Raw genomic sequence first — 25,790 nt, 5'->3', positions numbered from 1 at the left:
GGTGTGAGATTGATAAGGTTATGAATATATGAGGTATTTATTTTTTGTGATTGGGTGATTTGTGATGTGCTGAGGTGGATTGTATGAGGACAAGCCCGGATATGAACCGGGCATTTTCGATTTTTAGTCTGCGAAAGTTAAGATTATGATCCCTTTGAGGATATCAGCAGCTAATGAGATGGCCATTGCTAAGCCAAAGATAATCCATGCAACCGAAATATCACTCTCTCCGCCATAGAGAAATCCATATTCTGGATCGGGGATATAAGTGGCGCCTTTGTAAAGCATGTAGCAACTACCCACGTAAAGCGCTATGCCTGCTATAGCTTGAACGGCGCTCAGCAATAAAATTACAAACCTGGCTCCTTTATGCTTCCAGGCCTGATGAATTTTTTCCGAAAGATTTTTCGTTATCTTCTTGTATCCCAGTCCATACATTGTCGATATGAACAGCATCGCGATGAAACTACCGATTGCGTAACCCAGCATCCATGTCTCCTTGTTAAGAATTAAATCAGCCTCAGCTTAGTCTCTACAGCAACACCAATGATCCTGCAGTTGCCGTTAACAGGAATCAGTGGCCATGCTGGATTTAATCCTTTCAGATAATGCTGACCGCCGTCGATTATCAATTTTTTGAAAGTTGCTTCGTTTGAATCGGAGAGTTTAGCGATAACCAAACTACCGTTGATAGGCTCTCTTCCTGTATCGAAGAGGACATAAGTACCCTCTGTTATGCTCAAACCTACAGGAGCTGTCATTGAGTCACCTTCGACCTTTAACCAGAAGGCGTCGCCCTGAATGTGTGCATCTGATTCAAGCCATAAATCGACATCTTTGAGTGTGTAAGGCTCACAAGCCTCGCTCCATGAACCTGCCTGAACGCTACTTAGCACTGGATATCGCTCCCCTTGTCGGTATGCTCCAACATACTTAACGTTTGATTCACCGCTGAGGCTTTCAGCCTGCTCCGCCGCTTTCGCTGCGAGAGATTTGCTAAAGTCGGAGATCGAAACCTGAAGCAACCTGGCGAAACCAGATGCCATCTCTACGTTAAGAGCGTTCCTACCGTTGAGGTAATGACCTACAGCACCCTGAGTAATTCCAAGCTCGTCAGCGATAGTGTATTGAGTTACACCCAACTCTTTCTTTTTCGACTCATACAAAGCCTTGAGACGCTTAGCATCTTCGAGCTGTTCTGTCGTCAGGGATTTTTTTGTCTCCATAACCGGCATTGTAATACCAGCACTATTCATATTAAAAATACCTGCCATATTGATTGTTATAAATACCTGTAGTATTCTTCATGTAAGGTAACAAACGGAGAGTGCCTATGAACCGAATGACACTTGCCGATTACGCGAAGAAATACGGGCAGGCGAAGGCCGCAAATGACTTTGGCGTAATTCAGTGTGCAATCAGTAAAGCCATCCGGTCTGGAAGAAACATCATCGTGACTGTCCAGGCAGATGGAAGCGTTGTTGGTGAAGAGGTTCGCCCTTTCCCAAGCAACAAGAAAACAGACTAAGCAACACCGCTCTTTAACATCGCTGCTCATCCTCTCCGCCCTTGTGGAGATAACAACTACGCATCAAAGGATGCGCATTAACTAATTCAACACAAAGGAATTTTAACTAATGGATAACACAACTACCCGAAACAAAACTCAGGCTCGAAAAATCGAATCCTGGATCCTGAATCAGATTGCATTGAAAGGCGCCTCAAACGTGGCCAAGGCAATCGGGATGGATAAATCAGGCATTACCCGCTGGAAAGAAAACATGCTGCCTAAGCTGGCGATGCTCTTAGCGGTTCTGGAGTGGGGTGTCGTAGATGACGACATGGCGAGACTTGCTAAGCAGGTAGCGGAGATCCTCACAAATGAAAAGCGCCCAGCTGTTGGTAGCAGTCTGGACGCTTAAGCACACTGTGTTACGCCAAGTAACGGAGCAAGTATGACAAAACCACTCAGTCCTTTCCAGGACAAATTACACAAAAACATACTACGTGATCGCTTCCTGTCCAGCTTCAAGCAGCCTGGTCGATTCCGGGCTGAGTTGGAGAAAGTGAAGCTGATGCAGAAGGAGAAAAGGTCATGAGTAATCTCGCAACCGTAACACAGTTAAGGCCAGCGCAACGGCCTGTGGAGCGTCGTGTGGCAGAACTTGAAGATGGATACACCCGTCTTGCAAATGCCCTGTATGACGAGCTTATCGGCGCAGATTTAACGAAGAATCAGAGCAAGGTCGCTCATGCCATTTGCCGGAAAACATACGGGTTTGGTAAGAAACTGGATCGCATATCTGACAGCCAGTTAGCCCAACTTACCAGGCTGCCAAGACAGAAAGTAAACAAGGCCAAGAATGAGCTTATCGCGATGAAGGTAATCCTCCGTGAAGGCAGTCAAATCGGGCCAAACAAGAACATCACAGAGTGGGAAATCGAAGGGTGTCACTACTCTGGTGATAATGTCACTGCATTGGTGACAAAAAATGTCACCAAAACGGTGACTAGCCTGTCACCAAAACAGAGTCACACAAAAGAAACTATTACAAAAGAAAAGAAAGAAAATACCCAAACCCACGAAGTGGGCTTGTTGGGTGAAGAAAAATTAACACCTCGCCAGAAGGGTACAAACCCCCGGGCAACGAAAACCAATCCTCGCTCTGCAGTACCAGAGTTCGATCGGGAACGTTTCAAGAACACCTGGAACTGCAAAGCCAATAAGTTCGGCATCCCAACTATCCGAAGCATCACGACATCCACCGAAGCTGGAATCAAGCGCCTGTGGCAGTCCTACCTGAAGCAGTGCAAGGAACTTGGCAAAGAGCCAAATGCAATTGACGACTTCCTGAATGGCTACATCGAACATGGTTACCAGCCTACGCGGTGGGCCTGCGGTGACAACCCAACAGGAACGCGATACGGAATTGAAACCGCTCTTCGCCAGGAAAAGATTGACCAGATTCTGGGGGCTGGAAGCTGATGGATAGTTACGATTTCGAACATCAACTGGTCGGTTCGATGATGGTTAAGGGCGATCACATCGACTGCCGTGAAATCGCAGGGAAGCTTCCTGCCGAAGCATTCGAGAATTTCCATCTGCGCAGCATGTATCAGGCGATCACCACGCTGCTTAACAAGGCTGAGCCGGTGGACATGTTTACCGTCAAGGATGCGGTGCCGCCAGGCACTAAAGATTTTGTGATTGAGGTGTCATGCAAGTGCACCTCAGCAGCAAACATCAGGGGATGGGCAAAGAGAGTCCGGCAGTGCTGGATGCTCCGCCGCGGGGAAGCTGAGCTAATTCGCGCAGCGTCTATCCTGGCATCTGCAGGAACTCACGACCTGAACGAGAAGATCGCAGAGGTGAGTGGTGTCCTGGCCAAGCTTCAGTTTGAGACAAACGACAAGCTTCCTCGCCGGGTGGGTGATTTGATCGAAGACTACATGACGGTTCTGGAGAGCCGCATGCAGGGCGCTGAATCTGGCATGTACCTGAAAACGGGTATTGAGCCAATGGATGACGAGTACGGAGGATTTGATCGTACAGACCTGATCATCATCGCTGGCCGCCCCGGGATGGGCAAAACAGAGCTGGCCATCAACATCGCCAACTCAATTGGCCGGCAGAAGGGAAGGGGCCTTGTTGTCTCGATGGAAATGTCAGAAATGCAGGTGGTAGAGCGCCACGTTGCTGACAGGGCCGGGTTATCTGTAGGAGCACTTCGCAACCCACTAGGGATGATTCAGGAACAATACACGAGACTCACAGCTGCGACCGGGATGTTACTGGAAGAGGACAACTACGTCATAGACGGCTCATTCACCGTTGACGAGTGCATTGCTCACGCAGAACGACTGAACATGGATGGCGGCCTGAGCTTCCTAGCCATCGATTACCTCGGACTGATTGAGAAGCCAAAAGCAGATCGTCATGACCTGGCCATTGCGGAAATCACTCGCAAGTTGAAGCAATTCTGCCTTCGAAACAAGGTGCCGGTAATCCTCCTCTCCCAGCTCAACCGCGCCGTAGAAAGCAGAGCAGATAAACGACCAAACCTAGCCGACCTGAAGGACTCAGGCGCCATCGAGCAGGATGCTGACGTGATTATCTTCCCCTATCGAGACGAAGTTTACGAAGAGCACAGCCACATGAAGGGCATTGCTGAAATCATCGTAGGCAAGTACCGGTCTGGCCAGCCCAAAACGTTTTACATGGGATGGAAGAATGGCCACTTCGTAAATATCGATCAGGAAGATGCAGCTAGGCAGTTCGCCGCCAATCAGGCAGAGCCGAAGTCGAAAGACTGGAGATAACAAATGAATACCGCAATGCAAATCATCATGAACTCACAATACCGTGAGTTCCCTGAAGCGCTTCTGACACTTGAACTCTGCCGCGCAGCAGCCCGGGCCGACGGTCGCAAGATTGGCGAATCACTCCGGGCCTGCGCGAAGGTGAAAGCCAGTCAAGCGAAGAACCGGAACCTGTTCAACACTCTCACCGAAATGAGCCGCAGCCAGTTTCCTGAGACGCAGATGATCCGTATCCGCGGATGTGTCGAGAAGATGGAAAAGGCTCTTGCCCGTGAAGTTGGCAACATGACACTAACGGAAGAAAATTTGCGCGAACTGCGCGGGGAGGCGGCATGAAACAGCTAAGCCAGCCGGATAAAGCCCTGGACTACATCGCAGAACATCCGGGATGTTCTCTCACTGAAATCATCCGGGCGACGAAGATTCCAAGAAAGTCTCTTGCTTCTCTGCTCAACAAATTAGCTTCAGACAGGACGCTCAGGCGAGAGGGTGAAACAGGTAAATATCGATACTACCTGTGCAATCCCGGGCAGAAACGAGTAACCGCCAAGAGTCGCCCAGCCAACTACAACCACAACGAAGTAAACCCCCTCACAACCCTATTCAACGAGCGCCTGGCATCAGTCAGGAGCGGGAGAGCATCAGCATGAGCAGCAGAGAGCAATTTGAAGCGTGGTTATCAAGCGAATATCAGTGGGCCAATGACGCGCTGAACGAGGCCCATTTTCATGGAGATGACGCTACATGTTACTACACCGGGGGCGACTTCATTTACGACGGACGCAGTTGTAGCGATGCGCTTTTCTGGGCGTGGCGTGGATGGCAGGAAAGCCACCAACAAGGCGAAGCCAAGTGCGCGGCGCTGGCTGCGGAGAATACGGGGCTGAATTCATTTGTTGACGCGTTGCTCTCCATCGCCTGGCATGGTGGCTCAGCTGATGGTGCGGAAATTCAGGAAATAGCTCTGAAGCATGGTCTACTTCGTCAGGAAGTCTACTCTGCTGATGAGCACGAAAATCAGGTTGATGACCCGGGTAACTTTGAAGACGGCGATCCGGTCTATTTCCGCGTTGAAACCCCGGCCACCGACGCCTTCCTGGCTGAAGTGCGGGCTCAGGGTGTGGAAGCGGCAGCGCAAAGCGAACAATTCTCGATGTGGGTTCAGCAGGGCCTACGTAGTTTCGCTATCGGCTTACGTCAGGGGGATTGGCAATGACCAAGCTTAATGAACCGACCTATGAAGAGCTGGAGCGTCGTTTCCAGAATTACTGCAAACATGACGGTGGCCGTATTTACGACGGAGTGACAAACACCATTTGCGCCATCTGCGGCTGGGATACCACCAAATGCCAACATCGCAAAGCCGATGGCTGGGATAAACATTGCCGCGAGTGTGGCGAACTGCTGAAACCGGAGGTAGCCCAATGACCAACAAACAGGCTTATCGCGCCGACAGCATCCACACCAACGGGGAGGGGTGATATGGCTCGTTATATCGCAGTAATTCACGGTTGGCACGTGGATAGCAATGGGTTCGGCGTGCATGAACTGAACGCTATAGACAAGGAATCCGCCTACAAAGAAGCGGTTTTGCTGAAACATAAGAGAGAAAGCACCTTCGATAGATGCGCATTCACCGTGGTTGAGATTGATGATAATGAAAGGATGGCACGCAAGCTCACCCTTCGCGAACGACTGACGGGGAGGACTAACCCATGACATTAACCAAAGAGTGGCTCCTGAAAACAATCGCAGAGCTTGAAAATGAGCGCGATGCTATTCCGGGAGCGGTAAACGAAGATGCGGCTATGGCGCTGGCGGCGATGAAACTGGCGCTGGCATCGCTGACGGCTGAGCCTGTTCTTTACGCTGCTAAGGAAACGCTTGCTTACGCTAAGATGGGAGAACCGCTCCTTAAGTGCTTATCTCAGCCAACCGGGGATGCGGTAATCCCCCTATACACCGCCACGCCAGCGCCGGTATCTGCGCCAGACTTTGGCGCATTAACGAAGTGTATCGTTCAGCGTCTGGTTGATTATGGCACCGCGGATGATGAAGCTATCGCAAGCGCGGAGGAGTTTGTTTACAACGCCTGCCGCGCCGCCATGCTTCAGGGAGGTGAATCATGATTAACCGCGCCAAGCTTCAGCACATTCTCGAATACGCCAAACAGCAAAGGCACATTGGCATGCACTGCAAGGTTCCGCCAGAGGATATGGTAGAAATCGTGGAGATGGCCATGCTTCAGGGTGCCGCTGGAAACTCTCCGGCGATTCCGGATGGCTGGGTGGCTTGCAGTGAGCGGATGCCGGAAGGGATGCAGACCGTAATTACTTCTAACGGTTTCGATATCGGACAGGCTTGGTGGGATGGAGAAGGCTGGAATTCATTTGACTGTCATGACGTAGTTCCCGGCGCTGTAACCCACTGGATGCCACTGCCAGCAGCACCGCAGCAGGAGGCTAAGTAGATGCCTAACCCATTCGACGCTGTGATGTATTTTCACTTGCGTACAAATTGGACCAAGACACGTAAAGGGAGTAAGAATTAAACTCCACAGTCAAAACGGAGTACGGCCATGACATGTGAAATCTGTGAAAAGCAGCCAAGAGGAAGGCGGGCCGCACCGCTTCCTTGCATGAATGAGGACCCAAACAAGAAGCCTATTAGCGCTCGGTTTCATGGCAGAGGCACAGACGAGACGTTTTATATCTGCGCAGAATGCGGTCATGAATGGGCGAGGGAGTCAGGGCCAGATGGCATGGGATGGCAATCGTAGGCGCAACTGCAAGAAACATTGATAACCAATTCTCAAATCTAGTGGTATAATTACCCCGTCGGCAGCCTGAACAACTGTCGATGGGGAATGCGCATTTGATGGGGACATTAAATGCGACCACAATCTGAACATATTCACCTGTCACAGATGCAGAAATGCACCTGCGATTTCTTGCATTCAGCGTTACCTCTCGGAGGTGGCGTGTGAAACAGCAATTCCTCCTCCGCAACGCCAACATTCGCGCCAATGCCATCAACGCGATTAACCAACTGCAACTCGACGAGAAGCGCCCGGTAGTCATCGAGATAAAAGAGATGACGCGCTCTATCGACCAAAATTCGAAGCTTTGGGCCATTCTGGGAGACATCAGCAGCCAGGTTGAATGGCACGGTCGCAAGCTCTCTTCTGAAAGCTGGAAGCACATCTTCACTGCTGCACTGGTTAAGCAGGAAGTGGTGCCTAACCTTGCCGGCGATGGCTTCGTTGTGCTGGGTCAGTCAACAAGCAAGATGACAGTTGCGCAGATGCGTGACCTCATCGAACTAATCCATGCCTTCGGGGCAGAGCGTAACGTCCGCTGGGACGAGGAATCCCGCTTAGCTATGGAATGGGCCTCTCGCTTTGGAGGTGCCCGTGGATAGCCCTCTCGTTCGCGTAATGAGCAATCACATCTTCAAGGTCAGAGCTAAGCGCAAAGCAGTTCCTGCACCTTCAGAAATTCCAACCCTCAAGGGCTACACGGCTCGCCTCGTCGATCAGAAATGGCTGCGCCTTGCAGCAAGGAGAGGTCATGCGTAAACCAACCCGTCGCACCTGCAAGGTATGCAAAGAGAAATTCACTGCCACCTTCGACAACGTCTGGTGGTGCTGTCCTGAACACGGCGCTATCTACGCACTTGAGCTGCGAGCTAAGCAGAAGGTGAAAGAGACAGCCAAGCGCATCAAGGAGCAGAAGGAAGCCGAGAAGGAAGGCCGCAAGCGTCGTTCTGAGCGCCGTAATGAACTGAAGCCGATCCGTCACTGGGTGCAAATGACTCATCGCGCATTCAACGACTGGCGCCGTGAGATGCTCTTGGCTGCTGGGCATGGCTGTATCTCCTGTGGAACCAAATCTGCATTTGCCTGGCATGCCGGACATTACCGCACCACTTCCGCTGCACCTCAGCTTCGCTTTAACCCCGACAATGTCTGGCTCCAGTGTTCCGCGTGCAACGTTCACAAATCCGGGAATATAGAGGCGTACCGTGCCGCCTTGGTCGAGCTGATTGGTGAAGAGCGCGTGCTGGCGCTGGAATCCAACAACGAAACCCACCGATATACCCGCGAAGAACTGGACGGCATCCGCGCCAAGGCTAGGGCAGAGCTTCGCGCACTGAAACAGCAGGAGGCCGCATGACAGACGCTTTACTTCTATCGGCATATCTCATTGCGGTCACCTGCTTTCTGATTAGGGAATGGGTTAAGCACAAGAGGCTTAAAAGGAAGATCGGCATAAAGATTAGAGCCATTCGATATGCGGAAAAATATCGAATGCTTAAAAGACTAATGAGGGGTTAGGCGTATGAATTTAACCGAATCCCAAAGATACGAAGCAGAGAGCGTAGTCAGGGCAAAGCTGCCACCCATAGCAAAGCACAGCCAGACTCAGACCAACCAGCCACAGAAGGAAGCCGCATAATGAAACTGGAATTAACCAACGACCAGCATCAATGGGTAGACCAGTGGCTCCAGTTGTGGGGCGCATGGTGCCAGACCGGCAAGATTGATAAAGCTATGATCAACATGATTGCCAGATTCATGGCGACCGTTGAGCCCCAGCAAGCATCACGACCGGTATGTAGTGATGATGACGGGATGCTCATTGATGCGGTCATTCGCCATTACCTGAAGAATGTGGATGAAAATGCCTGGCGGGTAATCTTCGCATACTACGTCTGCAACTCCAGTGAGATCCGCATTGCATCATGGCAGCATGCAGTAAGTAAGCCTCGCCTGATGAAGACCCGTGGCGGCAATCAGTATAAACACCCAAGCATCTCGACAATCCGCAGAGAGGTGAAGCAAATCATCAATGCCTCTCTGTTCTGTTTGTACCAGCCGCTGCAAAATGCGTTTAACGATCGCGAAAATGTGAGGAAAATTGCAAATAAATCACACAACGTGCTTGCAATTTAATGAACAAATGAGCAAACTAATTCGTATATGTTGCCAGTGTTGTGTGTGACATGACATTTTCGAATCAATAAAGCCTCGGTTAAATGCCGGGGCTTTTTCGTTTTTGCACAACAGGTAATAGCATTGGCGTCACCGACTCCGCGCTAACCACCATAGTCGATACAGTGGCAGTGCTCTTTCCGTTGTGGTGAATTGAAAAGGCATAGGACAAGCTGCCAGGCGTAAGTCGGACTTAGCCACCGGCCACCACACCTCAAATCCCGCCAGCTGGGATAGGCCGAAGAGCCGACATAAAACCCTCGTATTGCCAGTCTCGCCGCTGGCTTTTTTATTCCGTAGCGTTGATCAGTCAGCGCAAAAACGAACAAACCCGCACTAGGCGGGTTCGTGAATATGGGCGGCAAGAAGCTGCGCTAACAGCCTCCTGCCTGATTTGCTCATGCCTTTAGTCACGAACAAACCACGTTACTGCTAACCGTATCCTGGATTTGTTCAACTAACTATCATCCCTAATCCTAATTTGAACGAATCCTCCTGCTAAGCCGGAGGTTGGAATGAAACATATGGCAGACAAAGTAACCACTGCCGCTGCTTACACCACATCTGGGGCAACATTTCTGGCGGGGAGTATGTCATTAAACGAATGGCTGGCTCTCGGCGGTTTCGTTCTGGCTGTATTCACGTTCGCTATCAATCTGCACTACCAGCGAAAACGAGATCGCCGAGAAGAAAGTGCTCTAAGAATGCAGTTTGGAGATCGGCGCAATGAGTCAAATAATCCCCCTGCTTAACTACGAAGAGGGCTACAGGGAAAAGCCATACATTGATACCGAAGGCTATCCAACCGTGGCTTGCGGTATCAAGATAGGCCCAAAAGGCGCTTCGTTAAGTAACTACACATTCACCGTGCCACGAGAAGTAGGCGATGTCTGGCTTGAGTCATTCGTCAAAACCACTGTTGGTAAGATGAATGGAAATCCATCCATAGTGGCAGCCCTCAAATCATGCAACCCAGCTCGCCGTGACATTCTGATCAGCATGGCATACCAGATGGGCGTAGCCGGTCTTGCAGGGTTCAAAAATACTCTCGCCATGGTGGCCGCAGGGAATTACGCTGGCGCAGCTAACGGAATGCTATCAAGCCTGTGGGCCAAGCAAACACCAAACCGCGCGAAGCGTCATGCTGAAGTAATGCGTACTGGTGAAATGACAGCGTACGTGGGGCTTCTATGAAACTCAGACTCGTAGACGACTGGAGGCACTGGTGGAGATGGAACTCAACAAAGGTGATCGTCGCACTAGGTGCGCTACCGACGATCTGGTTTGAGCTTCCTCCCGAGTGGAAAGCAGAAGTCCCTTCAAGCTGGATGCGAGCCGGAGCCATAGCCCTGATGGTTATTGGCGTGATATCCCGAATGACTCTGCAAAAGCCACCTGAAGATAAACCGGAGGGTGATGATAAATGACGGCGATCCTTTCAAGTGGATGGGAAAGCATTCTCGGTATTGCCGGAGTGGTAATCGCTTTGCTCTTTTCCTGGTTCGGCGGGAAGAGTAAAGGCGCGACTACCGAGAAAGCAAAAGCAGACGTAGCTGCAGCAAATGAGACGGCAAAACAATCTCAGGCAGCAACAGATAAGCAAGCCGAGGTAATCAAGGTTGCCAAAAATGCAGAGCAAACTAACCAGTCTCTTTCTGATGACGCTTCTCGTGAGCGGATGCGCCAGTCGAAATACCACTCCGACGATTAAATACATCAATGTTGATTCAGCCTGCACCGCCTTCGGACCGATCATTACTCACGGTAAAGACCCTGACGTGATGGACGCAAGGACAGTAAAGGCTATAAACACCCATAACGACAAGTGGGATTCCCTATGCGCAAAAAGAGAGAGCGCGAAATAACTCTGCTCTACGGAATTTCACTGATACGCGATGATGTCCTGAATCATCCATTGCCAGAGCAATCATCAACAGACAGGATGATAACAATTGTTCATTGCGTATTTGCATTCACGATTGCGGTCACTATGGCCGGCGCATCAATCATCCTGATTTTATCGATTATCCCCACTAAGAGATAAGTCATCACACATCCCCTACACCGGATAAACGGAGCCAACAATGGCAGAAACAACCCTTATGACGGACGCGCAAAAGCTCAAGCTTGAAGTTTTTCGCATGGTGATGAATGACTCAGCTGCCACTGAAAAGGCAATTGAGTTCATTGCGGGCAGCGAACTCAACTTTGAGCTGTTCAAAGATGCTTATGCCAAAACGGCAACAGAGCCAACCGCCCTTGCTAAGACAGAGAAGGCGATCCGTGAAGCGAAAGAAGTATTAGACCTGTTCGCATAATCCATCAGGAGAAACACAATGATCAACCAACCATGGCCTACATACTCAGATGCCAGCGGGGCATTTGTTCGAGGCTTACCAATCAAAACCCTGACACAGGCTGTGGATGGTTCGGCAGTAGCAGAGTTCGACGGTCCATATCCAGACCAATACCTGTCTGCGCTGTTCATGTCCACATTCAAGCCGGTAGTGGGTGGCTACATCTTCCAGAGCCAATACGGCGAACTGCTGTATATGAGCAAATCGACATTCGAAGCTCAGTACACAGCAACCAGTACGCCGATCGCCTGGGGTTCAGTAACCGGGAAGCCGTCAACGTTCGCGCCAACGATCGGCACGACCGCAACAACCGCAATGGCTGGTAATAAAACACCAACCACCACTGAACGCGGTGGGGTGCTGCAACAGGCAGCAGAGGCAGCACTGGCAGCCCAGACAGTTACGGATATTGCCACTGCACAAACCGCTGTTAACAACATCGTCACCAAGATCAACAGCATTCTGACGAAGCTGAAAGCTGGCGGCGAACTGGCGTAGTTATTACAAAGCGTCTCTGATGGGGCGCTTGATAATAACTGAAGAGGGAATGGATATGGCAGCACCCAAAGACAACAATTTTGCCGAGGGGAATAGCGGCAAGCCATCTCAGTACAAGCCTGAATACGCAGCACAGGCAGAGAAGCTTTGCTTGCTGGGTGCAACGGACGATGAAATGGCTGAATTTTTCGGCGTTCATCGCTCAACCATCTACCGTTGGAAGCTTGAGCATGAAGAGTTTTGCAACTCCATAAAAGCCGCAAAGGATATTGCTGATGAGCGAGTCGTAAGGAGCCTGTATCAAAAGGCTACGGGCTACAACTATGTCGAGCAGCAGGCCTTCAAGCTTAAGGTTGACCAGCATGAAGAAGAGATCGAAGTTGTTGATGTTGAGCGTCACGCCCCAGCAGATACCACAGCCGCCATCTTTTGGTTGAAGAATAGACAAAAAGACCTGTGGCGAGACAAGCAAGAGATTGAGCACTCCGGCGAGATTAGCCTGATCGACCGAATCCAGGAGGCCCGTAAACGAGCGAGAGGTGAGTGATGTCTGACTTTGAGGCAATGCTTGCCGAGGATATGGGAAAGTTTTTCTACGACCCGCTCGGGTGGGTTAGGTATGCGTTCGACTGGGGTAAAGGCGAGCTATCTGGCTACGACGGCCCTGACGAATGGCAGAAAGAGTTTCTGACAGATTGGGGCGAAGCCATCAAGAATAACGACTTCGACGGCGTGATGCCGGTTGAGGCGTATCGATGTGCAACCAGTTCAGGCCACGGCATTGGCAAGTCAGCATTAACCGCCTGGATCATCCTCTACATCCTGAGCACGCGTCCGCAATGCAAGGGCGTGGTCACTGCGAACACCTCTGAGCAGCTTCGTACCAAAACGTGGGGCGAGCTTGGCAAGTGGAAGAAGCGCTGCATCACCGGCCACTGGTTCGAGTACAACAACGGCAAAGGCAACATGAACATCTACCATGTGGATCACATGGAGTCATGGCGTTGTGACGGGCAGACCTGCCGAGAGGAAAATAGCGAGTCGTTTGCTGGTCTCCACGCTGCCACATCCAGCCCGTTCTATATCTTCGATGAAGCATCGGCAGTGCCTGACAAGATATGGGAAGTTGCTGAAGGCGGTCTGACTGATGGAGAGCCGTTCTGGTTTGCGTTTGGAAACCCGACACGTAACACCGGTCGCTTTCGAGAGTGCTTCCGTAAGTTCAAGCACCGCTGGCGCCGCCGTCAGATTGATAGTCGCCTTGCCAAGATGACTAACAAGGCGCTGATCGCTGAGTGGGCTAGTGACTATGGCGAAGATAGCGACTTCTTCAAAGTGCGTGTGCGTGGCCTTTTCCCATCATCATCTGAAATCCAGTTTATCCCGCAGAACTACGCTGATGCCGCAATGAATCGGCAGTTAGAGCATGGGCAATATAACTTTGCACCGAAGATTATCGGCGTTGATCCTGCTTATACCGGTAGTGATGAAGCGTCTATCTACCTGCGGCAAGGGCTGCATTCCAGATTGCTCGGCACATACCCTAAAACCGATGACGACGTGATGTTTGCTCAGATCGTCGCATCGTTTGAGGATGAGCATAAAGCAGATGCAGTGTTCATCGACTTTGGTTACGGAACTGGCATCCACTCCATCGGGAAATCATGGGGCAGGGGATGGCGTCTGGTTAATTTTGCTGGCGAATCGAAAGACCCTCAGATGCTTAACAAGCGTGGCGAAATGTGGAACGCGCTGAAAAGTTGGCTGAATGAGGGAGGAAGCATTGATGACCAACAAACCTCTGATGAAATTGTCGCTCCTGAATACAAGGTGAAGCTCGACGGCAAGATCGTTCTTGAATCCAAAGACGAGATGAAGCGCCGCGGCATTCCATCACCAAACAGGGCTGATGCGCTGGCTCTTACCTTCGCGTTCCCTGTCGTCAAAAACAAACCTAAACCCACAATGCCCGCCCCGATTAGACCAGTTTCCAGAGGACGATAATGGCTGACAACGAAAACAGGCTGGAAAGCATTCTGTGCAAGTTCGACGCAGACTGGACAGCCGGAGACGAAGCCAGAACCGAGGCGAAGAATGACCTCTTCTTCTCCCGAGTCTCTCAGTGGGATGACTGGCTTAATCAGTACACAACATTGCAGTATCGCGGCCAGTTCGACGTGGTGCGCCCGGTAGTACGCAAGCTGGTCGCAGAGATGCGCCAGAACCCGATTGATGTTCTCTACCGCCCGAAAGACGGTGCAAGCCCTGATGCAGCTGACACGCTGATGGGCATGTACCGAACTGACGCCCAGAATAACGCGTCGAAGATATCGGTGAACGTCGCTGTGCGCGAGCAGATTGAATGCGGTATCGGGCACTGGCGGCGCGTCACCCGATACGAAGACCAAAGCCCGACCAGTAACAACCAGATTGTGCTTCGTGAGCCGATCCACTCCTCATGCTCCAGCGTGGTGTGGGACAGCAACAGTAAGCAGATGGATAAGTCTGACGCCCGTCACTGCACTCTGATCCACTCGATGAGCCGTGACGGCTGGAAAGCCTTTGCTGAAGAGCATGGACTTGATGAGGATATAATCCCGTCATTCCAGAGTCCGAATGACTGGGTATTCCCGTGGCTGACGCAGGACACCATACACGTCGCTGAGTTTTACGAGGTGGAGAGGAAGAAAGAGACCGTCTACATCTATCAGGATCCGATTACTGGCGCTCCGTCAGCCTACTACAAGCGTGATATCAAAAACGTCATCGATGACCTTGCCGACCGTGGCATGGTCAAGGTTGCTGAGCGTAAGGTAGAACGCTGCCGGGTGTATAAGTCCATCATCACCTGCACCGAAATTCTGAAAGACCGGCAACTCATTGCAGGCGAGCATATCCCCATTGTGCCGGTATTTGGTGAGTGGGGCTTTGTCGAAAGCAAAGAGGTGTATGAGGGCATTGTCCGCGGCACCAAAGACGGCCAGCGCCTGCGCAACATGATCATGTCATTCAACGCTGACATTGTGGCTCGCAACCCGCAGAAGAAGCCATTCTTCTACCCTGAGCAGATCGCCGGTTATGAGCACATGTACGACGGCACTGATGCTTATCCGTACTACCTGATCAACAGAACTGATGAAAATGGTGGCGATCTGCCTCCAACTCCTGTTGCGTATATGGAGGAGCCAGCCGTACCACAGGCCAATGCCTACATGCTTGAGGCCGCTACTGCAGCAGTGAAAGAGGTGGCTACGCTCGGCGTGGATGCTGAGGCTGTGAATGGTGGACAGGTTGCCTTCGAAACGGTCAACCAGCTGAACATGCGTTCTGATCTGGAAACGTTCGTATTCCAGGACAACCTCGCAACAGCGATGCGCCGCGACGGTGAGATTTACCAGTCTATCGTCAACGACATCTACGACATCCCCCGCACCGTTACCATCACGCTTGAAGATGGTAGCGAGAAAGAAGTGCAGCTGATGGAGCAGGTTGTTGACCTCTCCACTGGAGAAACAACCGTCCTTAACGACATCAGGGGCCGCTATGAGTGCTACACCGATGTTGGCCCATCCTTCCAGTCGATGAAGCAGCAGAACCGCGCTGAGATTCTGGAATTGCTCGGAAAGACGCCGCAGGGAACTCCTGAATATCAGCTGCTGTTGCTGCAATACTTCACGCTGTTGGATGGTAAAGGCGTCGAGATGATGCGCGACTACGCCAATAAGCAGCTGATCCTGATGGGCGCTAAGAAACCTGAAACGCCTGAAGAGCAGCAATGGCTTGCTGAGGCGCAGATGGCTAAACAAGGCCAGCAAGACCCGGCAATGGTTCAGGCTCAGGGGGTGCTTCTGCAAGGCCAGGCTGAACTGGCTAAAGCCCAGAACCAGACACTGTCACTGCAAATCGACGCCGCTAAGGTTGAGGCTCAGAACCAGCTTAACGCAGCGAAAATCGCGGAAATCTTCAACAACATGGATCTCAATAAACAGTCCGAGTTTAGAGAGTTCCTCAAAACCGTTTCAACCTTCCAGCAACAGCGCAGCGATGATGCCCGCGCCAATGCTGAATTACTTCTCAAAGGTGATGACCAGACGCATAAACAGCGCATGGATCTCGCCAGCATCCTGCAATCGCAGAGACAAAACACACCTTCCGGCAGCGTAGCCGAGAATCCTCAATAAGAGAGAGTTAATCATGCAAGACACCATCAATATTCAGGAAACTGAAGACTTAAACACGTCCGGCAATCAAGCAGCGGCATCTGCTGATGGCTCTGTTGTCGATAATGCCAACGACAACGCAGGGCATGGAGAAGGCTTCGAGATCGTCCTGAAAGACGATGAGGTAAAGCCAAAGCAAGACCCGGCAACAAACGCACACTTCGCAGCTAAGCGACTGGAGCGCAAGCGTCAACGTGAGCTTGAGCAGCAGGCGGAAGCAGTAAAGCGTGGCGAACTACCGGAGAACTTACGGGTTAATCCTGAATTACCCGCTCAGCCGAATGCTAATGACTTTTTCTCAGATGAAGCCATGGAGAAGTACGGCTGGGACAGTGGTCGCGCTCAGGCGGCATTCCAGCAAGCGAATAATGAGTGGCTTATCAAGGCTCAGGATGCGCGAAGCAATGCTGTCGCAGAGCAGGGTCGCAAGACTCAGGAATACACCCAGCAATCAGCGCAATACGTCGAGGCTGCCCGTAAGCACTATGACGCGGCGGAAAAGCTCAACATTCCTGATTACCAGGATAAAGAAGATGCGTTCATGCAGATCGTTCCGGCACCGGTAGCGACTGACATCATGCGTCTTTTCCCAGAGAAATCCGCCGCGCTCATGTATCACCTCGGGGCCAACCCAGAGAAAGCTCGCCAGTTACTGGCAATGGACGGGCAGTCAGCGCTGATTGAACTCACTCGACTCTCAGAACGTTTAACTCTCAAGCCTCGCGGCCAACAGGTTTCATCCGCTCCTCCTGCAGATCAGTCCATCACTGGCGATGTTTCGGCGGCTAACGTCGAAGCTATGCGCAAGGCCATGGAAAAAGCATCAAGCAAGGGCGATGTAGAGACCTATCGCAAGCTCAAGGCAAAACTTAAAGGAATTCGATAATGGCATTGAACGAAGGTCAAATCGTTACGCTGGCAGTGGATGAAATCATTGACACCATTACCAGCCTGACACCTATGGCGCAGAAAGCGGGTAAGTACACACCGCCTGCATCTGAAATGCAGCGTTCCAGCAACACAATCTGGATGCCTGTAGAGCAGGAATCACCGACTCAGGAAGGTTGGGACTTAACTGGTAAATCAACCGGTCTGCTGGAGCTTAACGTTCCAGTTAGTCTGGGTGAGCCTGATAACGACTTCTTCCAGCTGCGTGCTGACGATCTGCGTGATGAGACAGCATATCGCCGCCGCATTAACGCAGCAGCCAAGAAACTGGCGAGCAACTGTGAAGTTAAAGTTGCCAACCTGGCGGCGGAAATGGGTTCTCTGGTAGTTACCAGCAATGACCCTATCGGCACTGCAGCAGGTAGTGGCTGGGATTTCGTTGCTGACGCTGAAGAAATCATGTTCTCGCGCGAACTGAATCGCGATTCCGGCCTGTCATACTTCTTCAACCCGAAGGACTACAAGGCGGCCGGTCGCGATCTGGTTAACCGCGACATCTTTGGCCGCATCCCGGAAGACGCATACAAAAATGGCAGCATTCAGCGCCAGGTTGCTGGCTTTGATGATGTGTTGCGCTCTCCTAAACTGCCAGTCCTCCCGGCATCAACGGCAACCGGCCTGACCGTCAGCGGAGCTCAGAAGTTCAAGCCAGTAGCGTGGGATCTGGATGCCGACGGCAACAAGCGCAACGTTGATAACCGCCTGGCCACCGTAACGCTCTCTGCGACAACCGGACTGAAGCGCGGCGACAAAATCAGCTTCACCGGAGTTAAGTTCCTCGGCCAGATGGCTAAAAACGTACTGGCGCAGGATGCGACGTTCTCTGTCGTGCGTGTCATTGACGGTACGCATATCGAGATTACGCCTAAGCCGATCGCCCTGGATGACACTTCCCTGTCTCCTGAGCAGCGCGCGTATGCCAACGTGAACACCTCACTGGCAAACAGCATGGCCGTAAACCTGCTTAACAAAGTGACCGCCCGTACCAACGTATTCTGGGCGGATGATGCAATCCGTATCGTTAGCCAGCCGATCCCGGCTAACCACGAACTGTTCGCAGGCATGAAGACCAAGTCATTCTCCATCCCGGAAGTGGGCCTGAATGGCATCTTCGCGACGCAGGGCGACATCAACACTCTGTCTGGGCTGTGCCGTATTGCGGTCTGGTATGGCGTTAACGCAACCCGACCTGAGTCAATCGGGGTCGGCCTGGCTGACCAGGCGTAATCACTCAACCGCTAAGGGGCTTCGGCCCCTTTGTTCATTCTGGAGCAGAACATGACACAGATGGTGTATCGCCAAGGCGACATGAATAAGTGGAAGGGTGTTGGCTACGACTTCGAGATCATCGGTGAAGATGAGTTGCAGGAGTATCTCGATGCTGGCTGGTTTGCGCATCCTGATGACCTGGTGAAATCTCTTGCAGAGCCAGAGCCAGAGCCAGAGCCAGAAGTGAAACAACGTAAAAAGCCGGGGCCAAAGCCTAAGGCGGAAGACAATGCTGATAGCGACTAAAGGCGACATCGTCAGGGCGGCGCTGCGTAAGTTGGGTGTCGCGTCTGATGCCACGCTCACCGACGTTGAACCTCAGTCAATGCAGGACGGCGTTGATGACCTCGAAACGATGATGGCCGAATGGTACCAGGACGGTAAAGGCATCATTACTGGCTACGTGTTTACCGACCCGGACAACCCGCCCGCAGAAGGCGACGATCACGGCATGCGTTCCAGTGCTGTTAGCGCGGTGTTGTTTAACCTTGCCTGCCGCATTGCACCGGATTATCACATCGAACCAACAGCAAAAGTCATCACCACCGCCCGAAACGGGAAAGAGCTGCTTGTCAAAAACACGGCTCTCAGTCGCGCCAAGCGATCGTCTTATCCTAACCGGATGCCGATAGGCAGTGGTAACAGTTTCGCCACTCTGAATGGATGGCATTACTTCCCGGGAGAGCAGAACAATGCCGATCCAGCAACTTCCTCTGATGAAGGGAACGGGTAAAGACTACCGAAACGCCGACTACATCGACTACCTCCCGGTTAATATGCTGGCCACGCCGAAAGAGGTGCTTAACAGCAACGGCTATCTACGATCTTTCCCTGGCGTAGTAAAGCGAAGCGATGTTAACGGAATATCTCGAGGAGTTGAATATAACTCCGATCAGAACTCAGTATATCGAGTATGCGGCAACAAGTTGTATAAGGGAATCGAGGCGGTTGGAGACGTCCCAGGGACAGGAAGAGTCTCAATGGCTTACGGTAGGACATCACAGGCGGTGGGAGTTAACGGTCAAATTATTGAGTACCGTTACGATGGAACAACCAAAACCGTGGCTAACTGGCCGACAAGCTCAGGATACACACAATATGAACTAGGGAAGGCGCGCGATATTACCAGGCTAAGAGGGAGATATGCCTGGTCTAAGGATGGATCGGATTCATGGTTTATTTCTGACCTACAGGATGAATCACATCCGGACAGAAATGCAGCCGAATACCGCGCAGAGTCTCAGCCAGACGGAATAATTGGTATAGGGTCATGGCGTGATTTCATTGTGTGCTTTGGTGCTACCACAATTGAATATTTTTCTCTTACTGGAGCCACCACTGCTGGGGCTGCGCTTTATGTATCTCAGCCGTCACTGATGGTTCAGAAAGGAATCGCTGGTACCTACTGTAAGACCCCATTTGCCGATTCCTATGCCTTCATTAGCCACCCTGCTACTGGCGCCCCATCGGTGTATGTGATTGGTTCAGGACAAGCAACTCCTATTGCAACATCCAGCATTGAAAAGATTATCCGTTCATACACTGCTGATGATTTGGCTAATGGGACAATGGAATCCCTGCGCTTCGACTCGCATGAACTATTGATTATCCATCTTCTTAGGCATGTTCTGGTATATGACGCAGCCTCTAGCCAAAGCGGTTCCCAGTGGTGCGTTCTAAAAACCGGTCTGAGTGATGATGTGTACCGCTCTGTCGATTTCATTTTTGAAGGAAACCAGATTACCTGCGGAGACAAGTTCGAACCGGTATTAGGGCAACTTCAATTTGACATAAGCAGTCAGTACGGAGAGCACCAGGAGCATCTCCTGTATACACCTCTATTCCGCGCAGACAATGCGAGGGTATTTGATTTTGAGGTGGATGCCTCAACAGGAATCGCTCAATACGCCGACAGGCTTTTCTTGTCAGCGACAAATGATGGAATAAATTACGGTCGGGAGCAGATGATTGAGCAGAACGCGCCCTTTGTATATGACAAGCGCATTCTTTGGAAAAGGGTAGGGCGCATTCGGAGACTTGTTGGTTTCAAGCTGCGAGTCATAACCAAATCACCCGTAACGCTATCTGGATGCCAGATAAGGATTGAGTAATGGCGGATGACTCACTCAACACGCCAGTAACCATTCAGGCAACTCGTCTTGACGCCTCTGTTCTTCCTCGAAATATATTCAGTCAGTCTTATCTCTTATACGTCATAGCCCAGGGCACAGACCTTGGTAATGTGGCTGGGAAGGCTAATGAGGCAGGACAGGGTGCTTATGACGCTCAGGTAAGAAATGACGAGCAGGATGTAATACTTGGTGACCACGAAACCAGAATTCAGCAACTGAGAATAGAAGTCGATGATCACGAAGTCAGGATTACTGCTAACACCTCGGCTATTTCTGCGCTGGAAATTCGTGTAACCAACGCCGAAGGGGCAATCACAACCATCCAGACTGACCTGGCAAACCTGACTAATCGGGTATCAACGGCTGAAACAGATATAGACAGCCTGCAGGACGATTATGTATCCAGGACAAGAACAACCTCACAGTCACTGGCATCTCCACTGAATGTAACAACCTCGTACTCAGTTGGCGGAACTAAGGTTGTGGGCGCCAGGCAAACTGGATGGACAGCAGCAACCGGCACTGCACTACGAGGAGCTTTCAACTCCAATCAGGCATATACGATTGGCGCCACGTATTCACAGTCAGAAATCCAGGCCTTGGCAACCGGTCTTCAGCAGGCACGGCAAAGAATTAAGGCACTGGAGGACGACAGCAGAACTCACGGGCTTATCAACTAGGTGACGACATGCTCACAAAAATCGACGCCCTTACCGGGCAGGCATTGATGCGTCTATGGGGCGTCCCATCATTCCCTGTCGTCGAGGGCGATCACCTTCTCTGGAATGGCGTGGGCATCTTCGTTTGCATGGATTTCGGCGACCACGTTGACCTGCACATGGCAATGAAGCCAGGCGAGCGATACCGATGCCGGGAGGCGGTATCTGATGTCCTTTCGCTAATCGGAAACCGTGAGGTTCATGCACCAATCCGCATTGAGCACAAGCAGGTGTGCAATCTGGCTCGTAAGTTCGGATTTATCGAAACATGGCGCGGTGTTGTTGAGTACATAGACGATACTTGCGGAGAGTTGATTTTAATGAAGAGGTTCGCAAATGGGCGGCATAGCTAAAGGTATTGGTAATGCTTTAGGGAGTGTAGTTGGCGGTATCACCGGTGCCAACCAGGCGGCTGATGCTCAGGTAAAAGCCGCCAACCAGAGTAACGCAACCAATCTACAGATTAACCGAGAGCAGCAGGCGAGACTAAACCCTTGGCTGACAGCAGGGCAAACTGCGCTAACTGGTCTGACAGGTATTGCGGGAAACCCAATCGACCGCAATGCTTCGCTGCAATCCTATTTTTCCAGCCCGGAGTACCGGCAGCTATCAGATCAGGCCAGGTATCAGGGATTGAATGCCGCAGAGGCAACCGGTGGTCTTGGTTCGACCGCCACCGGCAACATGTTGGCAGCTATCGCCCCACAGCTTGGGCAGAACTACCTGAGTATGATGACCGACCAGCAAAATAACATGTATCAGCAATTGATGGGGCTTTCTAACGTTGGATTGTCGGCTGCAGGTGCCTCCAATGCTGCGGCGGGTAATTACGCCAATAGCTATGGGGATAACGTGTCGCAGATTGGCGCAGCCAAAGCTGGTAATTATCTGGCAAATGGACAAGCCATTACGCAAGGGCTCGGATTCCTCTCGGGAACTAGCGCTGGGCAGGCGTTCGGAACGGGCGTCGGCAACATAGTAAAAGGCTTGTTCTAAGGAGGAATGATGGCAATTAGCCCGATCGACTACACCTCTGGAAACGGATTTGCCCAGGGGCTTCAATTAAAGGGTTTGCAGGAAGAAATCCAGCAGAGATCTCTGGCAAATGAGCAGGCTCAGGCGGATCAGAACCGTCGCCGAAGCTTCTATGATGCGATTGGCTCCGCAACACCGGAACAATTGCCAGCTCTCCGCAAACAATTCCCGGAGTTCGCCCAGAACATCCAGCAGGAGATCGGCATTCAGGGCGCAGAGCATGCAGCCTTTGTTCACAGTGCGTTGAATAACTTGTCCGTGGCGGCAGCCAGTGGTAATCCTGATGCTGTACAGGCTGCAATTCAAAAGAGCGGACCAGCTCTCGCTAGTCTTGGGGTATCAACGGAACAGGCTGCGCAACTCTACCAACAGGACCCGCAGCAGTTCAATGGTCTGTTGAATGCTACCAGGCTGGCTACACTGCCAGCGGATAAGCAGTTTGATGTGCAGCAGAACCAGCAGAAGATTGACGAAACCATACGAAGCAACCAGGCAGGAGAGTCATTGCAACGCCGCGGTCAGGATATCTCCGCCGCAACTGCTCGACGTGGTCAGGACATGGCGAACCAGAGAGCAAGCGCCAGAACAATGGCCGCCGCTGATGGTAGTCGAGTGGTTCAGTTAGCAGATGGCCGAACTGTTAACGTGGGAGGGAAGCTACACGGTGCCGGAGCGAATGCGTTCTACGAAGGTATTGATGACAACGGGAACATGGTAAGGGTGCCGGCCAGTGCTATTGCTGCCCCAGCGACATCTGCAGCCTCCGCTCAGAATTACGCAATGGCAAAGGATCTTGATGCAATAGAAGGCGCCGACGCTCAGGCTGGGGATTTGGACTTCCTAACAGGTGTAACAGGAGGTAATGGTACACCGGCGCTGGGATCTGATTACCGTAGTCGCCTTACAGGAGGAGAGCAGCGCAAGCTATATAACGCAGCGCAACGAATTCAGGGGAAAATGCAGAACCAGGGCATTGCTGCTGCACGAGATATGGGAGCTAGCGGAATTAATACCGTCGCAGAGGCGAAAATGTATTTCCAGGGCATGCCGCAATTAGATTTCTCAAGCCCTGAGTCAGCTCAAGAATCCGTTAAAAACATACGGCAATATACCGACCAGTACAACCAGCAGTACAACGTAAACGTCGGCGGCGGACGGGCCCAACCATCGCAGCCAGCGCGTCAACAAAGTTCCGGGTTCTCTTCACTGTGGGGTGATTAATGGCTAAGGCATGGAAGGATGTTATTGCCTCTCAGCAATATCAGACAATGGCGCCAGAACAGAAAGCTCAGGCGCAGGAGCAATACTTCAATGAGGTTGTTGCTCCCCAAGCTGGCAGCAATGCAGTGCAGGCTAAACAGGCGTTCTATGCTGCGTATCCAGTACCAACGGCTGAGTCCCAGCCACTGCAAGCACAACAATCTCCCACGGCAGAACAACCGCAGCAACAGGGTGGGTTCATGTCAGACTTGGGTGATGCGGCGGCAGAGACTGGACGCGGCCTTCTTCAGGCTGGCGTTAACCTTGCCAATATTCCAGCCTCTATCGCTGATGCAGTAGTGAGTGCAGGCGCATGGGCTGGTAACAAGCTTGGAATGGGAGATGGAACCTACCAACCAGCCCCACGAGTAACCACTGAAGGACTTGCGCAAGATTTTGGAATGCAGCCCGGATCGTTAACGCCTCAGACCACAGAAGGCAAGATATTTGCGGAAGCTATTCCTTACCTGACCCCGGCAGGGGCAGAGCGGGCCGCTACTCAGGCGCCAACTATTGCTGGACGTGTGGCGCAAGGAGCATCACGCCTCCTGGCTGAGAATGCCGTTGGATCCATGGCTGCCAATAGCGAGCAGAATAACCCTGAGGCACTTGCTACAGACCTCGGCACAGGAGTGGTGTTAGGCGGTGCCATTAATCAGCTTGGGAGAGCTGCAGGGGCCGCATATCGTGGCGTAAAAGGAGCCATTTCTCCGGAGGCGCAGCAGGCGATCCGGTTTGCTGACTCTGCTGATGTCCCGTTGCACACGACTGATGTATTGCCTCCGAACTCACGCGTCGGGCGAATGGCTCAGACTACCGCTGAAAACATTCCGTTCGCCGGCACTAGCACCATGCGAGCCAATCAGCAGGAAGCTCGCAGCCAGTTGGTAGATGAATTTGCATCAAGGTTTGGTGAGTACGATCCGTCAATTGTTATTGGCAGCCTGAAGGCGAAGACAGCCGGGATTAAGCAAGCCGCAGGCAATCGTCTTGAGCAGGTGCAGAGCGCCATGACGGGCGTAAATATCCAGCCATCAAGGGCGTTACAGCAAATTGACACTGAGATAGCCAGTCTGCAGAAACTTGGAAAGGTTGCTGATAACGAAACAATCTCAAAGCTGCAAGCCTATCGTGACGAGCTGACAAGAAATGCAGGGGCAAGCGGTCCTATGGCAATGGATCTGCAGCAACTGAGTGGGCTCAGAAGTCAATTCCGACAGGATGTCAAAGGTGAGCGCGTTGTCATGCCCAACCGCTCTGATGCTGCCGTGCAGCGCGTCTATAAGGCCATGACAGGCGATATTGATAGTGCGATCGGTCAGAATCTTGGCAGTGACACGCTGCGTCGCTACAAGCAGGCCAATGCGGTATACGCAGACGAGGCAAGCAAACTTCAGAATACGCGACTGAAGAACGTGATAATGAAGGGCGACCTCACTCCTGAGGTGGTCAATAACATGCTCTTCAGCAAAAACAAATCCGAAGTCCAGAATCTTTATCGCTCAGTCGGCCAGACAGGACGAGCTCAAATGCGTAACGGCATAATTGGCAAAGCGATGGAGAAATCGGGTGGCTCACCAGACCAGTTCCTGCGCCAGGTTAACCTGATGTCTAACCAGACGGGGATTACGTTCAAAGGAAGAGATGCGGCTTATCTGAAAGGACTGAAAAACTACCTTGAGTCTACGAAGAGAGCTGGACAGGCTGGGGTTACTACACCTACAGGGCAGCAGGCTATTCCATTTATCATGGGGATAGGATCTGTAGTGAATCCTAAAGTTGCTGCAATTGGTGGAGGCTATGGGTTGCTTTCCAGGGTGTATGAGAGCGAGCTGGCGCGAAATGCAATGCTTCGCTTGGCAAATACTCCGAGAGGATCTACGGCGTTTGAGAAAGCATTATCTGATGCTGAAAGGGTAGTTAACTCATTTGCTCAGGGCGCCAAGTCTGAAGCATTAAGCGAATAGAGCTACGCCCACACAAATACCAAAAATCAAGAAAGCAAAGTTCAGCCAATCTCGTTCCATAACTCCTCCTCT

General features: G+C 51.7%; 36 protein-coding genes and 1 pseudogene. 35 read left to right on the top strand and 2 right to left on the bottom strand.

The annotated features are described in order from the left end of the window. Nucleotides 1–123 precede the first annotated feature (123 nt). Both B2Q93_RS17435 and B2Q93_RS17430 read right to left on the bottom strand, forming a co-directional pair. Nucleotides 124–489: a hypothetical protein gene (locus tag B2Q93_RS17435; protein ID WP_286933904.1), complete on the bottom strand. Its 366-nt coding sequence runs from the start codon at nucleotides 487–489 to the stop codon at nucleotides 124–126. A 20-nt stretch (nucleotides 490–509) separates the two neighbouring features. Next, the gene (locus B2Q93_RS17430; RefSeq protein WP_286933997.1) at nucleotides 510–1,226 is read right to left on the bottom strand and encodes a LexA family protein; all 717 of its coding nucleotides are present in this window, start codon (nucleotides 1,224–1,226) and stop codon (nucleotides 510–512) included. A 107-nt stretch (nucleotides 1,227–1,333) separates the two neighbouring features. On the opposite strand from B2Q93_RS17430, the gene B2Q93_RS17425 reads away from it, so the two are divergent. The 35 genes and pseudogenes from B2Q93_RS17425 to B2Q93_RS17250 all read left to right on the top strand — a co-directional run bounded on the left by B2Q93_RS17425 (nucleotide 1,334) and on the right by B2Q93_RS17250 (nucleotide 25,718). Next, nucleotides 1,334–1,528 carry a Cro/CI family transcriptional regulator gene (locus B2Q93_RS17425; protein WP_286933903.1) on the top strand — a complete coding sequence of 65 codons (195 nt, stop codon included), beginning with the start codon at nucleotides 1,334–1,336 and terminating at the stop codon, nucleotides 1,526–1,528. Between the two features lie 109 nt (nucleotides 1,529–1,637). Further along, nucleotides 1,638–1,922, top strand: a complete 285-nt coding sequence (locus tag B2Q93_RS17420; RefSeq protein ID WP_286933902.1) for a CII family transcriptional regulator — start codon at nucleotides 1,638–1,640, stop codon at nucleotides 1,920–1,922. Between the two features lie 33 nt (nucleotides 1,923–1,955). Further along, nucleotides 1,956–2,103: pseudogene (locus tag B2Q93_RS17415) on the top strand (DUF2740 family protein). Continuing rightward, nucleotides 2,096–2,986 (top strand): replication protein, encoded by an 891-nt coding sequence (locus tag B2Q93_RS17410; protein ID WP_286933898.1) that lies wholly within the window; start codon nucleotides 2,096–2,098, stop codon nucleotides 2,984–2,986. Before B2Q93_RS17415 ends, B2Q93_RS17410 begins: the two are co-directional and overlap by 8 nt. Then, entirely contained in the window at nucleotides 2,986–4,320 is a 1,335-nt protein-coding gene (locus B2Q93_RS17405) for a replicative DNA helicase (RefSeq protein WP_286933897.1), read from the top strand. Before B2Q93_RS17410 ends, B2Q93_RS17405 begins: the two co-directional genes overlap by 1 nt. A 3-nt stretch (nucleotides 4,321–4,323) precedes the next feature. Further along, nucleotides 4,324–4,656 (top strand): hypothetical protein, encoded by a 333-nt coding sequence (locus B2Q93_RS17400; RefSeq protein ID WP_286933896.1) that lies wholly within the window; start codon nucleotides 4,324–4,326, stop codon nucleotides 4,654–4,656. Continuing rightward, a complete protein-coding gene (locus B2Q93_RS17395) occupies nucleotides 4,653–4,970 on the top strand; it encodes a hypothetical protein (RefSeq protein WP_286933895.1) in 318 nt (105 codons plus the stop codon). Before B2Q93_RS17400 ends, B2Q93_RS17395 begins: the two co-directional genes overlap by 4 nt. Then, complete coding sequence (locus B2Q93_RS17390; protein WP_286933893.1) at nucleotides 4,967–5,536, top strand: hypothetical protein; 570 nt, start codon at nucleotides 4,967–4,969, stop codon at nucleotides 5,534–5,536. Before B2Q93_RS17395 ends, B2Q93_RS17390 begins: the two co-directional genes overlap by 4 nt. Next, nucleotides 5,533–5,748: a hypothetical protein gene (locus B2Q93_RS17385; RefSeq protein WP_286933892.1), complete on the top strand. Its 216-nt coding sequence runs from the start codon at nucleotides 5,533–5,535 to the stop codon at nucleotides 5,746–5,748. Before B2Q93_RS17390 ends, B2Q93_RS17385 begins: the two co-directional genes overlap by 4 nt. A gap of 54 nt (nucleotides 5,749–5,802) precedes the next feature. Next, complete coding sequence (locus B2Q93_RS17380) at nucleotides 5,803–6,039, top strand: hypothetical protein (RefSeq protein ID WP_286933891.1); 237 nt, start codon at nucleotides 5,803–5,805, stop codon at nucleotides 6,037–6,039. Further along, a complete protein-coding gene (locus tag B2Q93_RS17375; RefSeq protein ID WP_286933890.1) occupies nucleotides 6,036–6,449 on the top strand; it encodes a hypothetical protein in 414 nt (137 codons plus the stop codon). Before B2Q93_RS17380 ends, B2Q93_RS17375 begins: the two co-directional genes overlap by 4 nt. Then, the gene (locus B2Q93_RS17370; protein WP_286933888.1) at nucleotides 6,446–6,790 is read left to right on the top strand and encodes a DUF551 domain-containing protein; all 345 of its coding nucleotides are present in this window, start codon (nucleotides 6,446–6,448) and stop codon (nucleotides 6,788–6,790) included. The genes B2Q93_RS17375 and B2Q93_RS17370 overlap by 4 nt, the downstream gene beginning before the upstream one ends. Before the next feature lie 512 nt (nucleotides 6,791–7,302). After that, the gene (locus B2Q93_RS17365; protein ID WP_286933887.1) at nucleotides 7,303–7,740 is read left to right on the top strand and encodes a recombination protein NinB; all 438 of its coding nucleotides are present in this window, start codon (nucleotides 7,303–7,305) and stop codon (nucleotides 7,738–7,740) included. Then, entirely contained in the window at nucleotides 7,733–7,897 is a 165-nt protein-coding gene (locus B2Q93_RS17360; protein WP_286933886.1) for a NinE family protein, read from the top strand. Before B2Q93_RS17365 ends, B2Q93_RS17360 begins: the two co-directional genes overlap by 8 nt. Then, entirely contained in the window at nucleotides 7,890–8,495 is a 606-nt protein-coding gene (locus B2Q93_RS17355; protein ID WP_286933884.1) for a recombination protein NinG, read from the top strand. Before B2Q93_RS17360 ends, B2Q93_RS17355 begins: the two co-directional genes overlap by 8 nt. Nucleotides 8,496–8,776: 281 nt before the next feature. Then, nucleotides 8,777–9,274, top strand: coding sequence for an antiterminator Q family protein (locus B2Q93_RS17345; RefSeq protein ID WP_032180574.1), 498 nt, complete (start codon nucleotides 8,777–8,779; stop codon nucleotides 9,272–9,274). A gap of 554 nt (nucleotides 9,275–9,828) precedes the next feature. Continuing rightward, nucleotides 9,829–10,065 (top strand): holin, encoded by a 237-nt coding sequence (locus B2Q93_RS17340; protein WP_286933881.1) that lies wholly within the window; start codon nucleotides 9,829–9,831, stop codon nucleotides 10,063–10,065. Next, nucleotides 10,040–10,507, top strand: a complete 468-nt coding sequence (locus B2Q93_RS17335; protein WP_286933880.1) for a glycoside hydrolase family protein — start codon at nucleotides 10,040–10,042, stop codon at nucleotides 10,505–10,507. The genes B2Q93_RS17340 and B2Q93_RS17335 overlap by 26 nt, the downstream gene beginning before the upstream one ends. A gap of 53 nt (nucleotides 10,508–10,560) precedes the next feature. Then, nucleotides 10,561–10,740: a hypothetical protein gene (locus B2Q93_RS17330; RefSeq protein ID WP_286933879.1), complete on the top strand. Its 180-nt coding sequence runs from the start codon at nucleotides 10,561–10,563 to the stop codon at nucleotides 10,738–10,740. Beyond that, nucleotides 10,737–11,024 (top strand): hypothetical protein, encoded by a 288-nt coding sequence (locus B2Q93_RS17325; protein WP_286933878.1) that lies wholly within the window; start codon nucleotides 10,737–10,739, stop codon nucleotides 11,022–11,024. Before B2Q93_RS17330 ends, B2Q93_RS17325 begins: the two co-directional genes overlap by 4 nt. 373 nt (nucleotides 11,025–11,397) lie before the next feature. Beyond that, nucleotides 11,398–11,631 (top strand): DUF2560 family protein, encoded by a 234-nt coding sequence (locus B2Q93_RS17320; RefSeq protein ID WP_286933876.1) that lies wholly within the window; start codon nucleotides 11,398–11,400, stop codon nucleotides 11,629–11,631. Between the two features lie 18 nt (nucleotides 11,632–11,649). After that, complete coding sequence (locus B2Q93_RS17315; protein WP_286933875.1) at nucleotides 11,650–12,168, top strand: hypothetical protein; 519 nt, start codon at nucleotides 11,650–11,652, stop codon at nucleotides 12,166–12,168. A gap of 55 nt (nucleotides 12,169–12,223) precedes the next feature. Then, nucleotides 12,224–12,715, top strand: coding sequence for a terminase (locus B2Q93_RS17310; protein WP_286933874.1), 492 nt, complete (start codon nucleotides 12,224–12,226; stop codon nucleotides 12,713–12,715). After that, entirely contained in the window at nucleotides 12,712–14,172 is a 1,461-nt protein-coding gene (locus tag B2Q93_RS17305; protein WP_414672038.1) for a terminase, read from the top strand. The genes B2Q93_RS17310 and B2Q93_RS17305 overlap by 4 nt, the downstream gene beginning before the upstream one ends. Continuing rightward, entirely contained in the window at nucleotides 14,172–16,349 is a 2,178-nt protein-coding gene (locus B2Q93_RS17300; RefSeq protein WP_286933871.1) for a portal protein, read from the top strand. Before B2Q93_RS17305 ends, B2Q93_RS17300 begins: the two co-directional genes overlap by 1 nt. A 13-nt stretch (nucleotides 16,350–16,362) precedes the next feature. Further along, on the top strand, nucleotides 16,363–17,274 hold the full coding sequence (locus B2Q93_RS17295) for a scaffolding protein (RefSeq protein ID WP_286933870.1): 912 nt from the start codon (nucleotides 16,363–16,365) through the stop codon (nucleotides 17,272–17,274). Further along, nucleotides 17,274–18,563 (top strand): P22 phage major capsid protein family protein, encoded by a 1,290-nt coding sequence (locus B2Q93_RS17290; protein ID WP_286933869.1) that lies wholly within the window; start codon nucleotides 17,274–17,276, stop codon nucleotides 18,561–18,563. Before B2Q93_RS17295 ends, B2Q93_RS17290 begins: the two co-directional genes overlap by 1 nt. Nucleotides 18,564–18,614: 51 nt before the next feature. Further along, entirely contained in the window at nucleotides 18,615–18,851 is a 237-nt protein-coding gene (locus B2Q93_RS17285; protein ID WP_286933867.1) for a hypothetical protein, read from the top strand. Next, nucleotides 18,835–19,338 (top strand): packaged DNA stabilization gp4 family protein, encoded by a 504-nt coding sequence (locus tag B2Q93_RS17280; protein WP_286933866.1) that lies wholly within the window; start codon nucleotides 18,835–18,837, stop codon nucleotides 19,336–19,338. Before B2Q93_RS17285 ends, B2Q93_RS17280 begins: the two co-directional genes overlap by 17 nt. Continuing rightward, on the top strand, nucleotides 19,298–20,716 hold the full coding sequence (locus B2Q93_RS17275) for a packaged DNA stabilization protein (RefSeq protein ID WP_286933865.1): 1,419 nt from the start codon (nucleotides 19,298–19,300) through the stop codon (nucleotides 20,714–20,716). The genes B2Q93_RS17280 and B2Q93_RS17275 overlap by 41 nt, the downstream gene beginning before the upstream one ends. Then, nucleotides 20,716–21,417 carry a phage tail protein gene (locus tag B2Q93_RS17270; RefSeq protein ID WP_286933864.1) on the top strand — a complete coding sequence of 234 codons (702 nt, stop codon included), beginning with the start codon at nucleotides 20,716–20,718 and terminating at the stop codon, nucleotides 21,415–21,417. The genes B2Q93_RS17275 and B2Q93_RS17270 overlap by 1 nt, the downstream gene beginning before the upstream one ends. An 8-nt stretch (nucleotides 21,418–21,425) precedes the next feature. Further along, on the top strand, nucleotides 21,426–21,809 hold the full coding sequence (locus B2Q93_RS17265; RefSeq protein ID WP_286933862.1) for a hypothetical protein: 384 nt from the start codon (nucleotides 21,426–21,428) through the stop codon (nucleotides 21,807–21,809). Then, nucleotides 21,793–22,452, top strand: coding sequence for a DNA transfer protein (locus B2Q93_RS17260; protein WP_286933860.1), 660 nt, complete (start codon nucleotides 21,793–21,795; stop codon nucleotides 22,450–22,452). Before B2Q93_RS17265 ends, B2Q93_RS17260 begins: the two co-directional genes overlap by 17 nt. A 9-nt stretch (nucleotides 22,453–22,461) precedes the next feature. Then, on the top strand, nucleotides 22,462–23,712 hold the full coding sequence (locus B2Q93_RS17255) for a phage DNA ejection protein (RefSeq protein ID WP_286933859.1): 1,251 nt from the start codon (nucleotides 22,462–22,464) through the stop codon (nucleotides 23,710–23,712). After that, a complete protein-coding gene (locus B2Q93_RS17250) occupies nucleotides 23,712–25,718 on the top strand; it encodes a lytic transglycosylase domain-containing protein (protein ID WP_286933858.1) in 2,007 nt (668 codons plus the stop codon). The genes B2Q93_RS17255 and B2Q93_RS17250 overlap by 1 nt, the downstream gene beginning before the upstream one ends. Nucleotides 25,719–25,790 lie beyond the last annotated feature (72 nt).

This window comes from Leclercia sp. UBA5958, assembly GCF_002430365.1.
In the GTDB taxonomy this organism is placed as follows: domain Bacteria; phylum Pseudomonadota; class Gammaproteobacteria; order Enterobacterales; family Enterobacteriaceae; genus Enterobacter; species Enterobacter pneumoniae.
This window is presented reverse-complemented; position numbering and strand designations above follow the sequence as displayed.

Coding starts and splice junctions, on each gene's coding strand:
- B2Q93_RS17385 (WP_286933892.1), top strand. CDS start 5,533: ATGACCAAGCTTAATGAACCGACCTATGAAGAGCTGGAGCGTCGTTTC.
- B2Q93_RS17375 (WP_286933890.1), top strand. CDS start 6,036: ATGACATTAACCAAAGAGTGGCTCCTGAAAACAATCGCAGAGCTTGAA.
- B2Q93_RS17260 (WP_286933860.1), top strand. CDS start 21,793: ATGGGCGGCATAGCTAAAGGTATTGGTAATGCTTTAGGGAGTGTAGTT.
- B2Q93_RS17355 (WP_286933884.1), top strand. CDS start 7,890: ATGCGTAAACCAACCCGTCGCACCTGCAAGGTATGCAAAGAGAAATTC.
- B2Q93_RS17300 (WP_286933871.1), top strand. CDS start 14,172: ATGGCTGACAACGAAAACAGGCTGGAAAGCATTCTGTGCAAGTTCGAC.
- B2Q93_RS17395 (WP_286933895.1), top strand. CDS start 4,653: ATGAAACAGCTAAGCCAGCCGGATAAAGCCCTGGACTACATCGCAGAA.
- B2Q93_RS17405 (WP_286933897.1), top strand. CDS start 2,986: ATGGATAGTTACGATTTCGAACATCAACTGGTCGGTTCGATGATGGTT.
- B2Q93_RS17255 (WP_286933859.1), top strand. CDS start 22,462: ATGGCAATTAGCCCGATCGACTACACCTCTGGAAACGGATTTGCCCAG.
- B2Q93_RS17310 (WP_286933874.1), top strand. CDS start 12,224: ATGGCAGCACCCAAAGACAACAATTTTGCCGAGGGGAATAGCGGCAAG.
- B2Q93_RS17275 (WP_286933865.1), top strand. CDS start 19,298: ATGCCGATCCAGCAACTTCCTCTGATGAAGGGAACGGGTAAAGACTAC.
- B2Q93_RS17295 (WP_286933870.1), top strand. CDS start 16,363: ATGCAAGACACCATCAATATTCAGGAAACTGAAGACTTAAACACGTCC.
- B2Q93_RS17290 (WP_286933869.1), top strand. CDS start 17,274: ATGGCATTGAACGAAGGTCAAATCGTTACGCTGGCAGTGGATGAAATC.
- B2Q93_RS17345 (WP_032180574.1), top strand. CDS start 8,777: ATGAAACTGGAATTAACCAACGACCAGCATCAATGGGTAGACCAGTGG.
- B2Q93_RS17265 (WP_286933862.1), top strand. CDS start 21,426: ATGCTCACAAAAATCGACGCCCTTACCGGGCAGGCATTGATGCGTCTA.
- B2Q93_RS17340 (WP_286933881.1), top strand. CDS start 9,829: ATGAAACATATGGCAGACAAAGTAACCACTGCCGCTGCTTACACCACA.
- B2Q93_RS17285 (WP_286933867.1), top strand. CDS start 18,615: ATGACACAGATGGTGTATCGCCAAGGCGACATGAATAAGTGGAAGGGT.
- B2Q93_RS17425 (WP_286933903.1), top strand. CDS start 1,334: ATGAACCGAATGACACTTGCCGATTACGCGAAGAAATACGGGCAGGCG.
- B2Q93_RS17420 (WP_286933902.1), top strand. CDS start 1,638: ATGGATAACACAACTACCCGAAACAAAACTCAGGCTCGAAAAATCGAA.
- B2Q93_RS17280 (WP_286933866.1), top strand. CDS start 18,835: ATGCTGATAGCGACTAAAGGCGACATCGTCAGGGCGGCGCTGCGTAAG.
- B2Q93_RS17390 (WP_286933893.1), top strand. CDS start 4,967: ATGAGCAGCAGAGAGCAATTTGAAGCGTGGTTATCAAGCGAATATCAG.
- B2Q93_RS17410 (WP_286933898.1), top strand. CDS start 2,096: ATGAGTAATCTCGCAACCGTAACACAGTTAAGGCCAGCGCAACGGCCT.
- B2Q93_RS17270 (WP_286933864.1), top strand. CDS start 20,716: ATGGCGGATGACTCACTCAACACGCCAGTAACCATTCAGGCAACTCGT.
- B2Q93_RS17400 (WP_286933896.1), top strand. CDS start 4,324: ATGAATACCGCAATGCAAATCATCATGAACTCACAATACCGTGAGTTC.
- B2Q93_RS17335 (WP_286933880.1), top strand. CDS start 10,040: ATGAGTCAAATAATCCCCCTGCTTAACTACGAAGAGGGCTACAGGGAA.
- B2Q93_RS17315 (WP_286933875.1), top strand. CDS start 11,650: ATGATCAACCAACCATGGCCTACATACTCAGATGCCAGCGGGGCATTT.
- B2Q93_RS17320 (WP_286933876.1), top strand. CDS start 11,398: ATGGCAGAAACAACCCTTATGACGGACGCGCAAAAGCTCAAGCTTGAA.
- B2Q93_RS17370 (WP_286933888.1), top strand. CDS start 6,446: ATGATTAACCGCGCCAAGCTTCAGCACATTCTCGAATACGCCAAACAG.
- B2Q93_RS17380 (WP_286933891.1), top strand. CDS start 5,803: ATGGCTCGTTATATCGCAGTAATTCACGGTTGGCACGTGGATAGCAAT.
- B2Q93_RS17325 (WP_286933878.1), top strand. CDS start 10,737: ATGACGGCGATCCTTTCAAGTGGATGGGAAAGCATTCTCGGTATTGCC.
- B2Q93_RS17435 (WP_286933904.1), bottom strand. CDS start 489: ATGCTGGGTTACGCAATCGGTAGTTTCATCGCGATGCTGTTCATATCG.
- B2Q93_RS17250 (WP_286933858.1), top strand. CDS start 23,712: ATGGCTAAGGCATGGAAGGATGTTATTGCCTCTCAGCAATATCAGACA.
- B2Q93_RS17430 (WP_286933997.1), bottom strand. CDS start 1,226: ATGGAGACAAAAAAATCCCTGACGACAGAACAGCTCGAAGATGCTAAG.